This is a genomic window from Streptomyces sp. NPDC054841, assembly GCF_053611045.1.
In genome coordinates, this window is sequence record NZ_JBSGZO010000063.1 from 1 (window position 1) to 21,115 (window position 21,115).

The 21,115-nt window shown below is 69.1% G+C and carries 9 protein-coding genes and 2 pseudogenes; 4 read left to right on the top strand and 7 right to left on the bottom strand.

Translation table 11 applies throughout. The features are described 5' to 3' along the window. Positions 1–236: 236 nt before the first annotated feature. From pglZ to pglW, 4 genes are read right to left on the bottom strand one after another with little or no spacing between them, the layout of a single operon-like run. Positions 237–3,152, bottom strand: coding sequence for a BREX-2 system phosphatase PglZ (gene pglZ, locus ACWGI8_RS12035; RefSeq protein WP_453660153.1), 2,916 nt, complete (start codon positions 3,150–3,152; stop codon positions 237–239). Next, the gene (pglY, locus tag ACWGI8_RS12040; protein ID WP_453660154.1) at positions 3,152–7,051 is read right to left on the bottom strand and encodes a BREX-2 system ATPase PglY; all 3,900 of its coding nucleotides are present in this window, start codon (positions 7,049–7,051) and stop codon (positions 3,152–3,154) included. The genes pglZ and pglY overlap by 1 nt, the downstream gene beginning before the upstream one ends. A gap of 25 nt (positions 7,052–7,076) precedes the next feature. Beyond that, positions 7,077–10,826 carry a BREX-2 system adenine-specific DNA-methyltransferase PglX gene (pglX, locus tag ACWGI8_RS12045; protein ID WP_453660156.1) on the bottom strand — a complete coding sequence of 1,250 codons (3,750 nt, stop codon included), beginning with the start codon at positions 10,824–10,826 and terminating at the stop codon, positions 7,077–7,079. A 60-nt stretch (positions 10,827–10,886) separates the two neighbouring features. Next, positions 10,887–15,554 carry a BREX system serine/threonine kinase PglW gene (pglW, locus tag ACWGI8_RS12050; protein WP_453660157.1) on the bottom strand — a complete coding sequence of 1,556 codons (4,668 nt, stop codon included), beginning with the start codon at positions 15,552–15,554 and terminating at the stop codon, positions 10,887–10,889. 402 nt (positions 15,555–15,956) lie between these two features. Here pglW and ACWGI8_RS12055 point away from each other — a divergent pair. Then, positions 15,957–16,205: pseudogene (locus tag ACWGI8_RS12055) on the top strand (pyridoxamine 5'-phosphate oxidase family protein); the annotation flags it as partial. Here ACWGI8_RS12055 and ACWGI8_RS12060 read toward each other — a convergent pair. Both ACWGI8_RS12060 and ACWGI8_RS12065 read right to left on the bottom strand, forming a co-directional pair. Beyond that, complete coding sequence (locus tag ACWGI8_RS12060; protein WP_453660159.1) at positions 16,156–16,437, bottom strand: hypothetical protein; 282 nt, start codon at positions 16,435–16,437, stop codon at positions 16,156–16,158. The pseudogene ACWGI8_RS12055 and the gene ACWGI8_RS12060 sit on opposite strands and share 50 nt — an antisense overlap. Positions 16,438–16,704: 267 nt before the next feature. Then, positions 16,705–17,256, bottom strand: a complete 552-nt coding sequence (locus ACWGI8_RS12065) for a flavoprotein (protein WP_453660161.1) — start codon at positions 17,254–17,256, stop codon at positions 16,705–16,707. A gap of 186 nt (positions 17,257–17,442) precedes the next feature. Between ACWGI8_RS12065 and ACWGI8_RS12070 the strand changes: the two genes are divergently transcribed. From ACWGI8_RS12070 to ACWGI8_RS12080, 3 genes and pseudogenes are all read left to right on the top strand, one after another. Continuing rightward, positions 17,443–18,021 carry a hypothetical protein gene (locus tag ACWGI8_RS12070; protein WP_453660163.1) on the top strand — a complete coding sequence of 193 codons (579 nt, stop codon included), beginning with the start codon at positions 17,443–17,445 and terminating at the stop codon, positions 18,019–18,021. Positions 18,022–18,088: 67 nt separating this feature from the next. Next, positions 18,089–18,490 (top strand): hypothetical protein, encoded by a 402-nt coding sequence (locus ACWGI8_RS12075; protein ID WP_453660165.1) that lies wholly within the window; start codon positions 18,089–18,091, stop codon positions 18,488–18,490. A gap of 329 nt (positions 18,491–18,819) precedes the next feature. After that, a pseudogene (locus tag ACWGI8_RS12080) lies at positions 18,820–18,939 on the top strand (MerR family transcriptional regulator); the annotation flags it as partial. A gap of 339 nt (positions 18,940–19,278) precedes the next feature. Here ACWGI8_RS12080 and ACWGI8_RS12085 read toward each other — a convergent pair. Continuing rightward, a complete protein-coding gene (locus ACWGI8_RS12085) occupies positions 19,279–21,063 on the bottom strand; it encodes a pentapeptide repeat-containing protein (protein WP_453660167.1) in 1,785 nt (594 codons plus the stop codon). Positions 21,064–21,115 lie beyond the last annotated feature (52 nt).

A 21,115-nucleotide genomic window follows, 5' to 3' on the forward strand; every position in this document is an offset into this window, starting at 1 on the left:
GGTCGAGGCCGCTCTCAGGGACGGCGCCGCGCCGCAGCGCGTCCACCACGGCGCGCCGCCGCACGGCGCCGACCGGGGTGGCAGCCCCGGATGCTGAAGATCCAAACGCGTTCACCCGAACAGTCTCCCATCCGGCCGCCCACCTGGCCGGACGCCGATGGGAACGCCGGGCCGCCGACACGCGGACCAGGCGGGCCGGGAAACCGGTCCGCCCGCCGCAGCCGCAGTACGCCGATTCACAGCCCGAACTGCTCGATCAGCTGGGCGCGGTGCAGGCGCAGGGTGCGGTTGTCGGGCAGGATCTCCAGGATCTGAGCCCCGTCGTAGTTGAGGAGCTGGGCGAGGGTCGCTGCGAAGCCGGGCGCACGGGTGGCGGGCTGACCCGCTCGTTCGGCAAGAGCGGTCATCGGCAGGGTGCCGGCCTCGACGAGCGCGGCCAGCGCCTTCGGGAGGACGGTCTTGTCGCGTGGCTTACGGGCGAGGAGGTCCAGCTGTGCCTGGTACAGCTCGGTGGCCATGAGGCGCTCGACCAGGGCGACAGCAGGGTCTTCGGACTGGTTGGAGGAAGGTGCGGTCTCAGGCTCGGCCGCAGAGCCGGCGGGTTCCTGCGGTGCAGGGGGCACCACCTCGTCCTCGCCGAACAAACTGATGGCGCCCTCGGGCGCGGGCGGGGCGGCCTTCCTGGTCTGCTTGCGGCGCGGGCTCGCCACCGAGGCGTGAGGCGCGGCACCAGCGTCAGCTTCGTTCTTGGTGCCCGCCTCGACTGCGGCGCCGCCCTCGCCGTCCTCCGTCCACCAGGGGGGCGTCGGGTCGCCCAGCTCCCGCCATCCGGTGGGCGGCTGGCCGCCGAAGGGCAGCAGGGCGAGGAGCGGGATGGTGAACTCGGCGAGGGTCGCCCCACCGTGGTAGCCCGCCTTGAGCGCGGTGTACCGGGTGTCGTGGTCCCGCAGCGCGACGATCCGCGATCCGGGCTCCGGCCAGACCACCCGAGGTCCGGACAGCTCGATCTCGGCCGGTGCGACGGGTCCGCCAGGGGTGCGGTGGCGGGCCGAGCCGATAGTGCCGCTGGCCGCGTCGAGCTTGCTGCCGCGCCGCTCGATTACATGGCCGTGGTCGGAGGTGAGGAGCACGGTCATGCCGTACGCGCGGGCGGCCCGCAGTAGGGGTTCCAGACCGCCGATCTCCTTGGTCTGCCACGCGCCGTCGCCGAGTTTCTGCTCCTTGCCGAGGCGGTCGTCGACGGTGTTGAGAACCACCGCGACATGGGTGCGCTCGTCGGCGAGGGCTTCGGTGAGGGCGGTGGAAAAGGGCGAGCCGGTGTCGGGGCCGCGCAGGTCGTCCTTGTGGAAGACGACCGCCGGGGCCCCGTTCCAGCAGGGGTGCTGCGGGAAGAGCCGCTTCTCGTCGCTCTGGTCGCCCTTCATCAGGGTGCCCGCGAACAACGAGGTGCGGGAGACAGCGGTGAGGGTGGGCAGGGCGGCGGCCACGGCACGCCGGACGGGCGCTCCGGTCGCGTCGGGCAATGGGTCGAACTCCGCCCACTGTCCCCGCAGTTCTTCGCCAAGCTCCGCTGCTATCGCCGCGCTCATCCCGTCGACGAGGAGGAGCAGGACCCGTCGGCCGGGGCAGGCCACGACGGGTGCGACGACGCGGTCCAGCAAGCTCTCCACGGTGAGCATGGCACCGGGAGCGGTGCCATCCGCAGTCCACACCGCGAGCCGCCCGGAGAATACGCGGTCCAGCTCGCGGCGCTTGTCCCGCGCCTGCGCGCCGATCCGGCTGTACGCGTCGGCGAGTACGTCGTCCGAGTCGCCGCCCGCTTCCAGGTGTTCCAAGGCCCGGTCCACCCAGCCGAGTTCGCGGATCTGGCGGGCGGTGCCGTCAGCTACCGAGGCGATATCGGCCTCAGGCGAGCCGGCAAGCCACTGCCGCAGCCGCGCCGCCATCCGCACCCGCTCGATACGGGCCCTGGTGGCGCCGTCTGCGGCCAGAGCGTGGTCAGCCAGCGCGGTGACGGCAGCGGTGACCGTGTCGGTGCCGCCGTCGGCTAGGGCACGACCAGCCGCAGTGAAGCGGGCGTCGAGTCCGGCCGAGAGCAGCGGGCTGGCAGCCGCGGCAGCCTGTGCCCCGAACTGGGCCACGAGCTGTGCGGCCCGAGTCAGGACCGGGTCGGCGAGCCGGTGCTCGCCCCGGTCGACGAGGCTGCGGACGTACGCCTCGCCGCTGTGTCCGAAGGAGGCCAGGAGTCTGTCGAGGCCGTCGCCTTGGGCGGGCGGCTGTTCGCCGAGCCACCGCTCGGCGCGTCCCCGTGCCCGGTACAGGTCGTGGTCGGGCTCCGCGTGCCCCCACAGGGCGGCGCAAACGACCGCGTACGCGGCTGCGTCGGCCCCGTGCTCGGCGTCCACCAGGGCGGTGATGATCTCGCCGGTGGAGCCGCCTTGCTCGGGTTCGGCGAGGAAGCGGGCCAGGCCGGCCCGTTCCGGTCCGCGCAGGTCGCGCAGGAGGTCGGGTCCGCCGGGGGTGAGGGCCCACCGGAACAGTGCGACGGGGTCGATGCGGTCTCCGTCGTCATGCGCGGCCGGCCCGCCCAACGCGTCCGTGTCCTGGCGGCCGAGCCTGAGACGGCGCCTAGCCAGCCGGGTGAGGGCCTCGTCGCGGGAAAGCACTCCCTTGCCCAGCGAGGGCCAGCCGCGGGTGGCCGCGGCGTCCAGGAGCGCTTCGGCCGCCCAGGTCTCGCCGCGCAGCCGCCCGTCGAGGCCGCGTGCGTCGAACGCCTCCTGTACGACCTCCCAGTTGTCGACGGACCGGATCCGCCCGCCGTAGACGCGGGCGAGCAGCCCGGGGTCGAGGTCGGTGTCCTCGCGGTCGGTGAGGACGACCAGGACCTTGGGGTCGGGTGGAGTTGCCGCGTCGAGGTGGCCCAGGATCTGCTCGTGCACAGCTAGCACCGAGGGCGCGACGGCCACCCGCGCCCGCAGCCCGCCCGCCGTCTGCACAGCGGGCCCGTCCCAGGTGGGATCAGCCCGCAGCAGCAGTACGCGGACTGTGCCGTCGCCGAGCCGGCTGCGGGCGGCGAGGTACTGGCGGACAGTTCCCGCGGGCAACCGGGCGGGGCCGGCAGTCACGGGCGCCGTGGTGACCGTGTCGGACATCAGTCGACAACCTTCCAGACGACCTCGACGGTGGCGTTGGGGTGCTCAGCCGCGAGCGCCGCGATCTCCGCCTGCAGCTCGGCGGCGGCCCGTGCAGCGGTGGTCCGCCCACCGCCAGAGCGTGCCACGGACCGCGACGGCGTACGAGGCCCCGGCTGCTGCGCCAGCTCCGGCAGCACCTGCGGGTGAGCGGAGCCGCCGTTCAGGTCCACGTCGTCCGAGCTCGGCGACGGGGTGACGGTCGGTTGGGGACGCTCGGCCGTGGTCTGTCGGGCCCTCAGCAGGGACAGCACCTCCCGGCCACCGGCATCGAGCACTCCAGGCAGGTCGGGGTAGTCCCCCGGATCGCCGGCGGCGGCATCCCGCACCCGTTCCAGGACGGCCGCGCCGCCCACACCAAGGGTGTCGGCCAGGCCCAGCTGATCCCAGCTGGTGTTCTGCAGCGCGGTGGCGACCTTCCCGGCACTCTTGAGGGACATCCCGTACCGGTGAGCGCTGAAGTCGCCAAGGTCGAAGCGGGCGAGCCGGTCCACGACGGTCTTGGCCTCGATGCCGGCTTCCGTCACCTCTTTGACCAGCTCCTGCGCCCGCCGGGCGAGGACGAGCCGGGGCGAGTCATCATCGAGGCGGAGGAAGTCGCGGTGCTTCTCCAGTTCCCCGACGAGCCGTCCTGCATCCTGGGCGAGCACGCTGGCAGCCTGCTTGATCTGTCCGGCGAACTGGTTGACGATCCGCCCGCGCCGCAGTTGCGGCGCCCGGTCACCGAGCACGGTCTCGAACCGCTTGCGCGCCTCCTCCCAATCGCTCTCGCTGGGTAGCTGCTGCTCCCGCAGGGCGTAGTCCCGCTTGAGCTCGTGCGGTGCGGGCGCGGGTTCGACGGGTACACCGCCGCGCACCCACACCCGGTCGGTCATCTCCGCGTAGGCGGCGGCGAGCAGCCTGCGCAGCGGCTCGGGCAGACCGCGCGGTACGGGAAGGTCACTCCAATCGGAGAGCTTGACCAGAGTCGGCTCGGCGGAGCCCTCCCGGCGGGCCTGGCTGGTGAAGTGGTCGGGCCAGGTGGTGGACTGCCGGTAGTACGCCTCCCGCATGGTGCCGAGGCCGAGGCCGCCCGCGATCCGCGCCATGGTCTTGCGGTCCTTGCCATCGACCTCGACCTGTCCGTCACGGTCCTCGGCGGCCTTGCGTACGTACTCGAAGACGGTCCTGATCTCGGCAGCCTTCACAGGCTTGCCGGTGCCGTCGGGGTCCAGGTCGGGGTGGGCGGGGTACTGGTGGGCGAGCAGCTTGCCGGCCAGGTCGCGGGCGGCGGCGTCCAGCGGCGCACCGAGCGGAAGCCGAAGCTCGGGCACATCCTGCTGGGCGACCAGGTGGGTGTCGAAGCCGAGGTCGACGACCCCTTCTTGCTTCTGCGCGAGCCCGTACGCCTGCCGCAGCGCCTGGGTGACTCGCTCGGTGAGGATGTCGCGCTGCGACTGCAGCATGCTCTTGGCGCGCGCCTTGTCGTCGGCGTTGAGGCTGCGTGCGAAGTCGGAGTCGAATCGGGCCTCGTCGGCGAGAGCCTTGTCGATGACGACGAGACGCTCGAAGTCACTACGGGAGGCGTCCGTCAGGTGGGTAGGCAGCCAGGCCAGAGTGCGCGAGTCGCCGCCCGGCTTCTCCCGCAGGGCACGCAGCCGCTGCAGGTCGTCCATCGGACCGAACTCACCCTCGTCATACGGGAAATCGATGACGAGCCGCCAGGCGTCGTCTTGGCTGGGCCGCAGGGTCGCCTCGGACAGCGAGTCGACGTCGGCGACGTTGCCGAAGACCACCTCGACCTGCCGTTCGGTGCCCTTCCACACCAGGTCGAGCACGTCGTACGCGTCGAAGCCACCGGGCCCGTCGCTGACGCCGAGCGCCTCCTTGAGCAGGCCGCGCATCTTGGCACGCCGGTTGCCCTGGTTGTTGTGGACCTGGGCGTTCGCGAGGACGGCGTCTAGGTCCACGCCAGTGAGCTCCAGGCGCACCACCGCGCCCGGACCTGTGCCGATGACCTTGATCTCAGGGAAGGTCGCCGCCCACTCCTTCGCCTTCTGCTCGAGCCGGCCGACCTCGGTGCCCGCGATGCGGGTGGTAATGGAACCGTGGTTGAGAGCGTGCAGCCGCGCCAGGGTGAGGTCAGCGAGCGCCGGGACGCTGGGCGCAAGCGCCGACAGCAACAGGGTCTGCAGGAGCCGGCTGTCGCCGGTGAAGTCGCGGCAACGGGCAGCGAGCTGCGGGTCGCCGAGGCTCTCGGGACGACGCCGGTACGCCTCGACCTGGTCCTCGGTGACCTGGTTGGTCTTCAGCAGGTACGGGCGCAGCTTGTCCCGGTACAGCTTGTCGGCAGCCTCGAAGTGGACATTGGTCTCCCCGCTGAATGCCTTGTCGCCACCGCCCGCGATCGCCGGATACAGATCGCCGAGCGGCACGAGCTGCCCGAGCCGCCAGTCGTCGCGGTGGTCGACGAGCAGCTGGCTCATCAGCTTCAGGCCGGTGCGGGAGCGCTGCAGCGCGGCGGAGATGTGCACCAGGGTGTCCATGAAGGCCGGCGGGAACGGGTACGTTCGCCTGAAAGCGTCCTCGTCCGCGCCGGTGGTGGACTTGTCGTGGCCGAGCAGGGTGTCCCACACGTCCGGGCCGAGCTTCTTGGCCTCCGCGAACGCCGCGTCCACCTTCGCCTCGGCCTCGGGTGTGGCGGGCTTGAGTAGGCGAGCCTGCGCGATCTGCGGGAGGTTACGGTCCTCCAGGACGATCTTGTCGAAGCGACCGCCGCTGAGCTTCAGACTGTCCTGGACAGCGGCCTCGGCCGCCCCCGACATCTCCTCACCAACGAGTTCGCGCAGGTCGCGCTGACGGGCGATGAACGACACCACCGGGATGGCGCGCCGCTCGTCGCCGCCCTCCACGAAGTTCGTGATCTTGTCGGATTCGCGTGAGACGAACCTCTGGTCGTGGATGCGGGAGGCCAACCAAAGGATCAGTTCGTCCATGAAGAGGACGAGGCCGTCGTAGCCGAGGGACTTGGCGTGCGCGGCGATGATCCCGAGTCCCTTGTCCAGGGAGACGAACCCGTCGGCGTCCTCGGAGGCGTTGCGCGAGAACGACGGGAAGAGGGTCTGGGTGAGGTCCTGCACGAGACGGGCCCGCAGTTCCCGCGGCGTGGAGGGGTTCTCCAGGTCGAGGTCCTTGGTGTTCTCGTGTTCCTCCGGCGCGTTCACCGCCTGGTCGAGAAGGTCGGTGGTCCAGGCGAAGGAGTCGCCCCACTCGTCCATCTGGCCGTCGCCGGCGTCGGCAAGCTGCTCGATCACTCGGTCGTCGCCGTTGCGGCGGCGCTGCTCGGCGAAGTCCTCGAAGAGCCCGTCGGTTCGGTAAACCTGCGGCAGCGGACAGCCCGGGTGCAGTTTGCGTACGTGCTCAACGTACTTGCCGAGCACACGCTGCTCCAGGGACTTGGAACCCAGCATGTGGTAGGGCACCAGCAGGAACTTGCGACCGTCTGCGTCCAGCCAGGGGTGCCGGGCCCGCACCGGGTCGAGGTCGCCACGCACCCGGGCTGCCTGGTTGCCCGACAGCAGCGCGTAGAGCACCGCCATGAAGTGCGACTTACCGGAACCGAAGGAGCCGTGCAGATAGGCCGCCTTCGACGAGCGACTGTCGAGCGCCGACTTGATCAGGTCAAGTGCCTCGTCGAAGTTGCTGAGCAGCCGGTCGGTGACGACGTAGTCCCTCAGCGCAGCCTCGGCCCCCTCAGGGGTGACCGCCTCGTTCAGCTTCAGCACGAAGTCCGAGGTGGACACCGACTCCGGGATGTCGATCAACTCCCGTAGCAGCGGCCGGTCCTCGGGGCGAGAGTTGTTCCTGCTCATGAACGCCATGATGTCTTTAAGCTCCTCGCCCTGCTCAGTCGGACTCTGCGCCGGTGACGGCATCAATGACAGTGTCCGTGACGGACATCTGGACGGCGCCCTTCGCGCCGCCCGTTCGCTTCTTGGGTGCGGCTGCCTTCTTCGCGCCCCCGCGGGTGGCGGCGGCCGGGCGCCAGGCCCGCAGCGCGTCGTCAGTCAGCCCGAGCTCGCCCTGCTTCTGCTGGCGGAACGCCAGGATCTCAGCGGCCGGCGACGCCCCGAACTCAGGGTCGTACTCGCCGTACCACTGCTCCAGCCACGGCTGCAGCTCCAGCAGCCCGGTCAGGTACGGCACGAGATCGTCGTCAGCGAGGCCAGCCTGCTGGATATACGAGGCGAGAGCGAGGGCCTGCTCCAAGTGGTCCCAGCCGGCCCATCCGTACAGCTCCGGCGACTGCGCGTTGACCGTGCCATACGACACGAACCGCTCCTTGGGCACGTCGAGCTTGCCACGCGCACGCCAATAGCTCGGCTTCAGAAAGTCTGCCGAGCTGTACTTCGGCGGCACGGGCGTCTCCTTGCGGATCTGCCGCTTGGCGGGCTCGTCAGGTGCGGCGTCCTCCTCGCGCTGCTTGTCCCACACGTGTTCCCAGTCGGCGCGCTTCTTCAGCCCGGTCGGCTTGTAACGCAGCGCCGAGACGAACGGCACGTGCTCCTCGGACAGCAGCTCCCGTACGGTCTTCGCAAGGTCCTGCCGAGGTGCGTACAGCTCGGCCACGGATGTGAAGTCCTCGTCGGCGGACAGGTTTTCGGCGAGGCGGGCGAGGGTCGTAACGGTGGGGTTGCCGCTGTCATCGAACCAGTGCGCTCGGTCCTCGACCCGGTCGAGTAGCCAGGACCTCAGCGCCTTCTGCCGCATCGCGTCCCAGCCCTCGGTGGCCCAGCGCCGCTTGTACTCGGGGCGCTCCACCATGCCGATGGCACGGTTCGACTCGATAGCGTCCATGCGCTTCTGGACGAGGGCGCGGTAGTCGGCCGGCCAGTGCGTGGGGATCTCTGTGATCGGCGTCGACCCGTGTCGCTTGAACCACTCGTCACTGGCCTCACCGGCTGCGACCCGGCGCGCGAACACGATCTCGAAGGCCCTTTCGCCGAGGGCGAGTTCGGGCACGACGGAGGCGTCGGGCAGGCGCAGGTCCTCGGAGTGCAGGTCGTAGAGGGAGTAGACCTGCCAGTCCAGCTCCTCCTGGAGGGCGATCATGCGGGCGCGGGTGGAGTTGTAGCGTGCGTGGGCTTCGCGGAGGGCGGGGGCGGTGGGGACGGCCTCGGCGGCAAGGATGGCGGGGGTCGTCGCGGAGAGCTGCTGCGCGAGCGTGTCGAGCTCCGCAGCGAGCGCGATGGGATATTCAGCCGGGAGGGGGAACTCTTCCAGCTTAGTTCCAGTGAATTCGAAACGATGCTCCCATAGCTCGTCCGAAATTCCGCCACCAATTCCACCATTGCCCTTACTCTGACTCACCATCTTGAGCCAGAACCCGGCTGTGGAGCTATTGAGTAGCCCAAGCAGCCGCACATGCTCCTCCTCCGTTGCCCCCTTTTGCAGCTTAATTACCGGCGCGGTGCGAGTGAAAGAGTTATCGTCACGGTCGATCAGGAAGTGGTTATGTGTCGCCACGAAGGCGAAGTTGATCGACCATGAGTGCGTGTCCTTGTCTTTCGGTAGCTGGTGCCATTCCCACCAGTTGCGGCCTTCAGTGAAGTACGTGCGTCCGCCGAAAGTGGATCGATTTCCTAGTTCGCTGCGGTTCGGCCATAGGATGCGCTGAATATTCGGCATAGAGCTCAGCGAGGCAATCGCACGGCTCTTGTCATAAGGGTGAATGATGTAGCTTCCTGGCGCGAGCGTGTAGTCGCGCACCTCGTCTCCAACACCGATACGCTTGGTGAACTTGGTTTCAGCATTGTGCGCTTTCAAGACTCGTTCGGGCATCGTTAGTGCGTCATCGGCGTGGGTGTCTCCATAGAAGCCGATGCGCGCGATTCCCTGCTTCAGTCGTGATGTGCTTGCCTCGGTCAATGCGCGCACGAGCTCCAGGCCGCCGGCGATGAGAATCCACGGCTTCTTGATGAAGTGTTGGTTCCTGTCGAGATCGTCTACGGATACCCAATTACTATCGGTTCCGGGCTGGTCAATCTGATGGGTGATGGACTGCCAAACCAGACCCTCTTCGGGATTCTCCGGTGCGGAGGGTTCTCCCTGCACGCTTCGCACCGTCCGGATCGTCGTCTGCCGCTTCGATCCCTCCCTCGGCCGCCCCACGAGAATCACCGTCGGTGTCCCGTGCCCCGGAATGTATGCACCCGAAGTGTCGATGACCTCGGTTAGTTCGACCTTGTGGGCGAAGTACTCCTCGATGAGCTTCGTGCCGAACTCTCGCTTCATGAAAGAATTCGCCGTGATCTGGCCGACCATGCCATAGCTGTTCCCGTCGGCACCGCCCTGCTTGGCCAGCTCGAAGAATCTCTGGGCGAAGGGTACGGACAGCGCGTACGTCCCTGCGCATGCCTTATAGAGCTGCCGGTACAGCTGGTTGAGGTTCTTGTCCTTGACTGTGATGTACGGCGGGTTGCCCACCACGACGTGGTATCGCCCTTGCTCCAGGATCCCTGGGTACTCGTGCACGTCCTCTGTCGCGTACGAGAACTCGGCCAGCGGGTCACCCGCCACGCCGCCCTCCTCTTCAAGCCCGAGCCCCAGTTGCAGCTCCAGCTGGCGGTCCTTGATCAGGGAGTCGCCGACCGCGAGCTGGATGGGCCACTTGTAGCGCTGCGCCTCTTCGAAGGTCCGCATGCCGCTCGCGGCCATGGCGGCGACCAGGAGGCGGAAGCGTGCCACGGCGACCGCGAATGGGTTGAGGTCGACTCCATGCACGGATTCGAGGGCCGCCCGCACCCGCTCGTACGGGCCGACCTCGGGTCGCTGCTCAGTCCACATCCGCACCAGGCGTCGGAACGTACCAAGGACGAAGTGTCCGGACCCGCAGGTCGGGTCGATCATCTTCAGTTCTTCAAAGCCGAACTCCCGCACCGCCGGGGTCATCGTGCGGTCAAGGATGAACTCCTCCACGAACTCCGGTGTTTGCAGCAGCGCGTAAGTCTTGCGGGCCGCCTCGCTCAGGTCCTGGTACAGGTCGCCCAGGAACCGGGTGTCCCAGCCCTCGGTGCCGTCCTCGCTCAGCGGGTCGCTGAAGTCGTGCACGAGGACCGGGCCGCCGCTCCCATCATCGCCAGCCCCGTCGACTTCGCCGGCCCGCTGCTCCCGCCAGAACGCGAGCAGCGCGCCCGCCCCGTCGTGTGAGAGCGGGATCTGGTAGAGCGGATTGTGGTCCCGGTCGAAGAGCAGTCGCCCGGCCTGCCCGGCGCCGAGCTCGGCGAACGCCGTCTCCAACCACCCTCGGTACGTCGGGTCGGCGTCCTTCTCCAGGTACTCCTCGTACCGTGCCTGGGCGGTCTCCCGCCCGGCCACGTCGGGGGCGGTGATGTACGGCTCGGCGATCAGCCGGTTGTCCTCGCTGAAACGGACGAAGACCGTGCCGAGCACCCATGCCACCGCGACCTGGGTGATTCGATCGCCGAGCCAGGCGTTCCAGGTCGCCGCGGTACGACCCAGTTTCCGGGCCTGCTCATACTCGCCGCGCAGACGTGTCCCGACCTCGGGGACGGCTTTGACCTGCTGCTCAAGGTCGGTCTCTGCCGCCTTGACCTGCTTCTGCAGGTCGGCGAGGAGGCTCTTGCGGTCGATCACGGAACGGCTCCTGTGGATGGGAGAGGACGGAAGAAGATCAGGTCTGAAGCCGGAAACGGGTCAGGCGTCCGGCGCGAGGTGTTTGCGCGCGACCCAGGCGTCGGGCACGACGATCCACTCGTCGAACCCTGCCTGGTACGGCACGCTCTGCCCGGCCAGCCGCGGCGCCCGTGCCGGGTCGGACTGGGCAACGAGCAGCCACAGCGGGCTACCGCCCTGCCGCGCTTCCTCTGCAAGCCGACCGAGCAGGTCCAAAGCGTCATACCGGGCGAGCACCGCAGTGTCGGTGAGGAGCAGCGGACCTTGTCCCTCCGCAAGGCGCTCTCGCAGCCGCGGCTCGACGCGCCCCCACGCCTTGTCAGTGCGGATGCGCAGCTGCTGGTGGGCCCGGCTGCCCGGTTCGGCGGCGTCCGCCTTGAGGACGGTCTCCCAGGTCGGTCGGGCCGCCTCGCCAACCACACCGCGCAGTTCGTCCACGAAGAACCCGGTCAACGACACCGGCCGCGCCCCGTACGGCTCGCCGGCCAGCCGCCGCACCGCGTCCTCGGCGCGCCGCTGGGGCACGGTCAGAACCCGGAAGCCGTCCTGCCGCGCAGAGTGCTTGAGCCGCTGCTCGGCCTTGACGGCGGCGGCGACGGCCGCGTCCGCGTCGTACTGGGTCGGGGCGGAGCGGCGGGCCGCTGAGGCTCCCCAACTCGCCGAGGTCAGACCGGCGGTGGCGTCCCCGGACGGACGGTCCGGGATGAGGCGGAGCACCTTGTCGTAGCGGGTGGCCAGCTTCAACTCGAAGCCGGCCTGCTTCAGGTCGCGGACCAGTGCGCTCCCCGTGGGCAGCTCGCGCGGCACCAGCGGATCCGTGCCCAGGTCGGGGAAGCGGGTGGCGACCCGCTTGTGCAGGTCGTCAACCGTCAGGCCCGGCTGCCGCTCCTCCTCGACGCCCGGCTGCACGGCGACAACACCGGCCTGGGTGATCCTCAGCGCGCGCACCAAGTCCAGGTCTCGCGGGTAGACCTCCAGTCGGGGGGTGAGGGCGGCCCGGATGGAGGCTGCAACCGCGATCTCGGCGGTGCGCCGCTCGTCCCAGCCCAGGCTGCCCGGCGGCCGTCGCACCGCGTCCAGCTCGGTGAGGACGGTGGTCGCCGTCGGCAGGGACTCCAGCGCCGCGAGCCGGTCGGCCCGCGCGCCCAAGTTAAGCGCATAGTCCTGCAGAGCGGGCAGCGTCGGGGTGTCTGGGCCGTCCACTCCCTCCCGGACGTCCAGGGCGAGCAGGCCGAGCACCGGATCGGCGCCCTTGGGCATCCGAGCATGGAAGTAGCGGAAAAGCGGCGGGGACTCGTTGTCGTAATTCTCTCGCTCCACCACCGCGCGCAGCAGCGACAGGGCGAGCGCCCGCCGGTCGCGCCGCTCCACGTGCTGGGTGCCGCGCCGGGCGATCAGCGCGTCGGCGAGCTCGATCACCGGGGCCACCCGGCCGCGCTCGACGAGGAGCTCCACCATTTCCTCGCGCAACAGCCCAAGGGCGGCGTCCTCGTGCCAGCGCTCGCGCGCCTTCTTTACGATCTGCGGGATACGGCCCGCGGTCAGGCCCACCGCGTCGGCGACGTCCCGCTGCCGGACCCACGCCAGACCCTCGGGCAGCTTGCCCGTCTCGTCAGGCAGCCGCAGCAGCAGCCGGACCGCTTCGCGCTCCTTGGCGTTGGAGCGGGCGCTGCCGCTGGATGGCTTCGGCACCAGGCGAGCGGCGAGCGCGTCCAGGCTCAGTGCGCCCAGTAGCTGCGGATCGGTGAGACTTCCGCCGCCGGCGGCGACCGATTCGGCGACCGCCTGTTCCAGCTCGGTGATCTCCTGGCCGGCGGCCTTGCGGGCCTCCGCGCTCAGTGGTGCGGGGGCCGCCTTGCCGAGGCGGAGATTCCACTCCTTCTGCCGGCGCTGGATTTCCTCCCGGGTGCGCGAGCCCATGCCCGGCGCGGTGAGGAACTTCCTCGCCGAGTACTCCAGTACGTCCCCGACGGTGTTCAGCCCCATGGCGAACAGCTGGGACTGCGCGGAGAGCGTCAGACCCGCCACGGACAGAGGCGTCGTACGGTCGGCCCTGGCCGCCTGCTGGTCCCGAACCTGCTCGACGGAGGCATCGTCGTCCTCTCGTCCGATCTGTGGCCCGGCTTCCTGCGTAGTTCCTACGATCTCCGTCGTACCGTGTCCGGAGCTCGGAGTCGTTGTCCGCTGCGCATCCAGGAAGAGTGCCTGCCAGGCACGCTCCATCGGCTTCAGGTCCGAGAACCGGTCCTTCACGTCCCGAGCCAGAGCCTTGCGGAAGAAGGCCACCAGGCCGTCACGTACCGCCGGCTCAAAGGCGTCGGCAGCGAGCTGCGGGTACGGCCACTCCTTCGGATCGGTCTGCCGAGCTGTGACGGCGCCGTCGCCCCATCGGGGCAGCTCGTTCGACGCCATCTCGTGCAACGTCACCGCGAGCGCGTACCGCTCGGCGTGTCCGTCGTACGAGCCGCGCGTGATGATGCCCAAGAACGGGTCGAGGTAGCCTTCGGTGCCCGCTTCGATCTCCTTCGCCGGGTATCCGGCGAGCGAGAAGTCGATCAGCACCAGCTGTCGAGTGCCGTTGGGACGGATCCGGATCGCGATGTTGTCCGGCTTCAGGTCCCGGTGCCAGATTCCTTCCGCTTCCAGGTGCTCCACCGCACCGAACAGGTACTTCCCGTACGCCTCCAGCTGGTCCATGCCCAGGCGACCGTTGTCCCGCAGCTGACGGGCGACGGTGTCCTCACGCCGCCTCGGTCCCTTCCCGTCACCGCGGTCCTGGTCCTTCATCTCTCGGCTGTCGCCGACGTATTCGAGAGCGAGCACCCGGCGACCCGCGAGAGTGATCGGCTCCCGCTCGTACAGCGCGATGATGCTGGAATCCCGGTGGATACGGCCCAAGACCTGGGCCTCCCGGTCCAGGACCGCGTGCTTGGCCTCACTCAACGCGACCTTCAGCACCGCCACCGGCAGGGTGCCGCTGCGCCGCGGCTCACCCGCGAGATCCCGCACCAGGAACGCCCGTGAGGTCGAGCCCGTGCCGAGCCGACGCACAACCTCCCAGCGCCTGGCCAGTACATCTCCGGCCACCGCCTCCAGCGGGTCCTTCTCCGGCTCGCCCCGATCCTCGTCCGTCTCCGATCCCGACCCGCCGGCCCCACCCGTACCGGCAGCTGCGCCCGGGCCGACGGAGTCCTTTTCGGTGAATGCCTGCTCGACGTACTCCAGCATCTCCAAGAAGTCGTCGACCGTGGACAGGCGCCGGCCCGGTTCGTACGCCGTGGACGCCTCCACCAAGTCGTCGATGTCCGGGTTGAGTCCGTCGACCAAGGCACTCGGGCGCAGGCTCTCACCAGCTTCCAGGCGGGCCATGACCTCGCTCTGGCTCGCGCCTGGTGCCTGCCCGGTGACCAGCAGATACGTGAGGACACCGAGCCCGTACACGTCAAGGCGCACCGGATCGGCCTTCGGAATCCTCAGCTCCGGCGCCAGATACGGATCAGCCTGCACCGAGACGTGGAACCCGGACACGTTCGTAGGAGCCAGGGTCAGGGGCCGGCCACGGCTGGCGCTCCGGCCGGTGGCAATCTGCCAGTCCGCGATCTGCGGCCAAGGGCTCAGCCAGCGCTGCTCCTCGCTGAGCTCCCGCCCGCGCGGGCCGCGGTCACGCGGAATGACGTGCACCGCGTGCGCCGACAGCGTGCGGTGATGGACGCGGTGGGAGTGCGCGGAGCGCACCGTCTCCGCAAGCTGCCGTACGAGCGCGAGGCGGCCCCGCAGGTCCAGCTCCTTCCCGTGCTGCACCAGGAAGTCGTCCAGCCGCAGAGTCTCCGGGTGGTAGTCGAACAGGATCGTCGGCCCGGCCGGATGCCCCGACGGCAGGTAGCTCTTCAGCTGTACCGCACCCGGGTGCCGGAACCGGCTGAGCACCTGCGCCTCGCGAGCAGCGGCCTGCTCCACCGAACACCGCTCGGCGTCCGAAGCACCACGCTCGCTGAGGAATACCCGTACTCGCGCCAGGTCGTGCAGCTGGGAATGACGGCCCAAGTAGTCGGCCCAGGTGGGCCCGGTGTCGAACGCCTTCGCATCCAGGAGATAGGAGCCCACCTCGTGCTGCCGGCGGATCGGTGCGATGCCGAGCTTCTTCAGGGCCGCGTCGACATGGCGCGATGTCTCGGCCGTTATCCGGCGCCGGGCATCACTCGGCGGCTCGGCCAGCATGTCCACGAGCTGCTTGACCGTGAACACGCCGTTCAGATCGGCGGCCGGAAGGTTCACGCGGAGCTTGTCATCGGTGAAGCAGACTGCCTCACCCACCCAGATCTTCGGCCGGTCGCCGGGCCTGCCGGAGACGCCGTTGATCAGACCGGACAGTTCCTTGGCTTTCCGATTCGCCAGGTGCAGGGGGTTGCCGTGTCGCCGATGAGTCCCGCCGGGCGTGGTCTGTACCCAGTCGTTGCCGCCTCCGTGAACCGAGCCGTGCCAGTCCTTCAGCTCGACGAGGAACACCCCGGCCGGGGAGGCCACCAGAAGATCGACCTCGCGGACATGCCCGCTATTCGCAGTGAACGTGAAGTTCGACCAGGCCCGCCACGGCTCCTCGTCCGGCACGCGCCTGCGGATCGCTTCCAGACCGCGGCGCTCGTGCTCGTACTCGGACTCGGTGACCGTCGTCCACCGGCCTTCCAGCATGCGACTCCCCGCCCACGTCCGTTTGCCACATTTGCACCTACCGCGACCCTGCCGCCGCACTCAGGAACATCCGGCTGCCCCCGCAAAATGAATCTTAGAGGGCAGGACTGACAGAAAGAGGAGGACTGGGTTTCCTGGAAACCTTTGTTCTGCCGGGCGTGATCGCAGGGTTTCCGCTGGTCAGGTCTATGCAGCCGCCCGCCGGGGGCAGTGAGTGCCCATCGTGCTGCCTCTTGCGTGATGGTGCCGGAATGCCTTCGTCGATGGGGTAGCTGAAGGAGCGGGAGCCGGCTGCCCGCCTCGGGCGGAGCCTCTACGGGAAGGGACGGACCACGAGGGCGGACGTTCGACCGTCTCGCGTACCGTCAAACCGCACGCACCCCGGACCACTCACACCGGGACATGTACGCGGTCTGCGCAGCCTCGCCGTACGCACCCAGGAGACACACGTTGAGCACCGACACCCCGCCCTCAGACGGGGGCGACACCTTCTGGCAGGAACGCCGAGTGTGCTTCCTCACCACCCACCGGCCCGACGGCACCCCGCACCTCGTGCCTGTCGGCGTCACCTACGACCCCGAGACCCGGATCGCCCGCGTCATCAGCGACGGCGCCAGCAGGAAGGTCCGCAACGTCCGCGCCGCCGGCCCCTCAGCCCTCGGGCCCCGTTCTCGTCGATCCCCAGCGAGTCGATCCGGCCGCCGTGGACCGGCCCCGTGCTGTACTCGGACTCCAGCAAACGGACTCCGAGCAATGCCTCCATGTTGGCCTCGACGAAGCGCTGCACATGCGCTTCAGCCTCGGCAAGACGCGGAGCGATCTCGGTCACGCCGTGATGCGTGCTGTAGAGCTTCAGGCTCGACGCGCCCTCCAGTGCACCCATTATGTCCGGTACAAAACAGCGGAGGCAGTCGGATTTATTTCCGAACCCCAGGAGGTCATCGACGGCCTCACCTCGCAGGCCCACCCCCCTCATCAGCGACCTGATTACTCGGGTCTGACGTCCCGAATGCCCTGGAGGCCAGCGCCGTAGCGCTCTTGGTCGGGGCGAGAATCGGCCTATGGTCGATGACGTTGCCGTCGGAGCAGTTGCTGGCCATGTCGCTTGTCGACGGTCTGGCCACGGGAGCGACGCAGCGCGCTCGGTTGCTCAGATAGCCGTCGACTCCCGCAGCACCGGAGCGAGGAGCTCCAGCGCCTCTTCCCAGCGGAAGTGGTCGGCTCCTCCCCCGGCCTTCGGCCGGTGCGGTTCGTACGACCCGATCAGCACCCCCATCTCCCGGAGCCGGTTCAGGCTCTGTGGGTAAGCGGGGTGCGCGGCCATGGCAGCGTTCACGTACGGCAGGACCACCGTCGGGATCCCCATCCCGTACGCCTCGCACAGGATCCCCAGGGCGAGGGTGTCGGCGATGCCGGCAGCCCACTTGTTGATGGTGTTGAACGTGGCTGGTGCGACGGCGACGGCGTCCGCGGGCGGGAGCGGGCGCGGGTCACCTGGACTGCGCCAGGCCGAACGGATCGGATAGCCCGTCTGCTCGGTGATCGCCTCGGCATCGAGGAATCCGAGCCCCTGAGGTGTCGCAACGACACCAACGTCCCAGCCCTGCGCCTGCCCGGCGCTGATCAGCTTGTGGGTGTCGCCCGCGATACCTGCGGCGCAGACAACGACGTACAGGAAGGGTGCTTTCGGATCGGTCACCATCGGGTTCCTCTCATGGTGGCAAGCAAGCTCTCGGTTTCAAGGCGCCCCCCACGACAACGTGACGCCAGCGCCCCCGTGCCCGTGGTTGTGCACGACCACGGTGCCGTCCTCCCTCCCGCCGCTACGCCTCCACCCGGACCGTGGAACGGGTCGGCGAGTGCCGATCCGGTGCTCCGGGACGGGGGCATGGGCGAGGCGGGACTCGACCTCGGCACATCGGGCGAGGATGCCAGACGCCGCCTTACCGTCGGGGGCCAGGTCGCCTTCGCCAGCGATGGCTGTACCGCCCAGGACGACGGTCTCGCCGTGGGGGTAGAAGGACAACAGGTCCGGCGAGGAGCCAGTGTCAGTGCCCTCGTCCACAATCAACTCATGTGGGACAACAACCAGTTCCGAATGCCTGACGGCGCAAAGATCACCGACCGCCAGGGGGACCAGTACAAGGTAAGCGTCAGAATGCCGTTCGACACGGACGGCTTCTTCGGACGTCAGTGCCCCCAATGCGCGATGCTCTTCCGCGTCAACGGCGACGACTACGAGGCGCTTCCCGAAGAGATTCAGCTGTGGTGTGTGTATTGCGGGCACAGCGCACACCACACGGAATTCTGGACAGACCAGCAGCGCGAGCGAGCCATGGAGGCTGGGGCGTACGCGTACATGCGCCGGGTGCGAGATCCGCTATGCGGTCTTCGGCGAGCATCGCTACTGCCCGAGATGCGGACGGCTGCCGGCCGCTCCCGTCGCCTTCGACGCTCTGCAGGCTGAGACCGCCCGGCTTGAGGCACTCGCGTCTCTCCCTGCCGAAACAAGGGCCGTCCTGCGCGAGCAGGGTGTGCTCACCCGCAGTTGGGTCGACACCATCGAGAACGTCGTGGGTGTCGTGGAGGCGCTCGGATTCTCCGTGTTCCGTGAGCGGGTCTCTGACGCGGATGAGCGGCTGCGGGGAAGGGGAGCCGTCTTCCAACGCCTGGACGACATGGCGGACCTGTTCGTAGCGGCGGGATACACCAACGTCCGTACTTCCGTGGGGCTGTCCACCTGGCAACGGTTGATCCAGACGTGGGCGGCACGCCATGTCTTCACCCACAACGATGGCGTCGTCGACGAGAAGTACCTGCGACGGGTTCCCGCGTCCAGCAATTCGGTCGGGCATCGCCTGGTGATCTCGGAAGCCGAGGCGATCGAGGACGCCGCCGCGCTCTGCCACACGCTGGCAGACCTCAGTGCCCGGTAGGTAGGCAGGGCTCCAGGCTCTCGACTACCGGTGCTCATCGCCAGGAGGGCGGCAAGGAGCACCCCTGCGGCGAGGACGAGGCTGTCGCCACCGTGAGGCCGGAGAAGGGCGGCTGGATCCTGGATCGCTGGGAGGCGTTCAACTACGCGCGAATAGTCACCGTCTTCGCAGCTTTCGCCCTGCTCATACTCCTGACACCGCACCGGCGCGAGTCTGAGCACACTCCTTGAGCCAGCACCTGGAGCGGCTGCGCCATGGGCGCCCGGAGCGGCCATCCCGTCGCCCGCCGGGCGGACCGTACGAGTCGTGCGTAGAGGCCGGCTTGACCAATACGCGCATCCTGCGTGGACAACGACGCCTGGCACGCCACGTTCGAGGCGATCGCCCCCGGCCTGGCCGCCTATCAGCGGAACGCCATCGACACATACGCCACATCCAGGCTCAGCTGAGCCGCAGCGGGACCGCCGCCGCGGGGACGAACCTGGGGCGGCGGCCTCTGCCGACAAGCCACGGCAGGGACAGCAACACCCGCCCCTTCGGACGGGCCGTGGTACTCATCGCGGTGGAAGGCGGCGAGGGCCGCCTGCGGGGAGCGCTCCAGCATCGTCGTCACGAACGCTCCTCCGTGTTCACTGTCGGGCCGCACGGAAGATTTCAGTGGGCGGGGCTGTGACCTGGGCACTCAAATCTTCCGTGCGGCGGCACGTGGCGGTTCGGTCTCCCAGCCCCCACGGCCAAGGGCTGGCAGAACGCCGCAGCCACCGGACACTGAAACAACCGACACGCGGTCAGCGTTTAACGCGGTTGCGGATGGCCAGAACGGCCAGGCCCAGGAGGACGGGTTCGGTCACGCGGGAGGCCATCTCGATGTAGGCGCCGGCGGTGGTCAGATCCTGGCCGCTGGAGCGAAACACCACCGAGTTGAGCGTGACGTTCAGGGCCTTCTCGAAGCGCTCACTGGTGAACCTGTTCCCCGTGGGGTTCTGAGAGTCTGCCTTGTCGATCTCGAAAGTGACCGTGCCTCCGTCGGGCGGCACGGTGCCGGTCGCTTCCTGCTTCGGGGAGTCCTGGGGGAGCCCGAAACCCATCAGCAGCACGATGGTGACGAGCATGGCGGCAGCGAGCCAGCCCAGGGCTCGGGAGGCGCGCAGGCCATAGCCGGACAGCAACCAGTAGCCGTGCAGCAGTCCGCGTTCGGCGCGGGTGGTGCCGGTGCGGTCGTGGCGGCGCATCTCCATCTCGCCGTAGTAGAAATCCGCCGCCCCCGGCTCGTTCTTGCCGTCCTCGAGCGCCTTGCGCAGAGCCCGGTACACCGGCGCCAGCTGCGCTGGCCGGACGTGTCCGGCGCCGAGGACCGCGACGTTCCATCCCCGGACTGCTGTCGGCTGGTGCGCGCGCCAGTGGTGTTCCTCGGCGAGGGTGCGGCGTGGGGTGAACCGCACTAGGGGCCAGCGCCGCCAGTGCGTGCCGCGAGGGACCGTGTCGAAGGAGCAGGTTCCCTCCAGCCGAACCTGGTCCAGATGCACGGTCCCGGTGAACAAGCACCCCGACAGGTCGACGTCGGCGAGGACCAGATGGGCCGCGTCCACCCCGCGCAGCGAGGCCATCCGCACCGTGGCGCCGGGTGCCGCGTCGGCAAGAGGCTGTTCTGCCACTGGCCATCCGCCGGGGAGGACGAAGGGGTCGGCCACCGCGGCGATCGTGAGGGGGTATTCGAAGACCGCGTGGGCGAAGTCCACCGTGGTGTAGCGCAGATGCACCTCGGCCGTTGAGGACCAGCGGGTCCGCCGGCACTCCAGGCGGCGCGCGGCGAACGCGAGGGTCGCCGGGCCGCCGAACACCGCCCCGGACAACTCCACCCGCCCGGCGCACACCAACGGCCCAAGGCTGGCCGACCGCTCGAAGACCGCCTGTTTGAACCGGGCGTCGTGCTGGAAGTTCGCGGAGTCGAACCGGGCGTCGTGCTGGAAGTTCGCGGAGTCGAACCGGGCGTCGTGCTGGAAGGTCGCGGAGTCGAACCGGGCGTTGCCCTGGAAGGTCGCCGAGTCGAACCCGGCGAGGTTCTGGAAGGTCGCCTCCGCGAACCCGGCGTCGCGCTGGAAGGTCGCTGACTGGAACCTGGCTGCGCCGTTGAAGGTCGCCGCCGAGAACCAAGCGTCGCGCTGGAAGGTCGCCGACTGGAACCTGGCTGCGCCCTGGAAGGTCGCCGACTGGAACCAGGCTTCGCCCTGGAAGTTCACCAAGTCGAACCCGGCGTCGCCCTGGAAGGTCGCCGACTGAAACCGGGCACCGCCGAGGCGGGGGTGCCCGGTGGCGGGATCGCGGAGGGCTTCGAGGAGGGCAACGAGGAGGGGTTCGGTGAAGGGAGTGTCCCGGTGGTCGATGTCGGTGCCAGGGGTCAGGCCGGCCAGGTAGGCGTCGCGGTCGGCCTCGGCCAGGTGGGCGAGGCATGCGGTATGGCCGGGGACGTGGATGCCGCGGCAGCCGACGGGATCAGTAGCGGGGTCTGCGCCGTGTGCGCAGTACGGCCAGTCAGGCGGAGTCGGGCAGGGTTCGGGGCTCGGGTGTGCCATACCCGAAGGATGATCGAGCGCGCCCGTCGCCTCCCAGGCCGCCACACTGAAA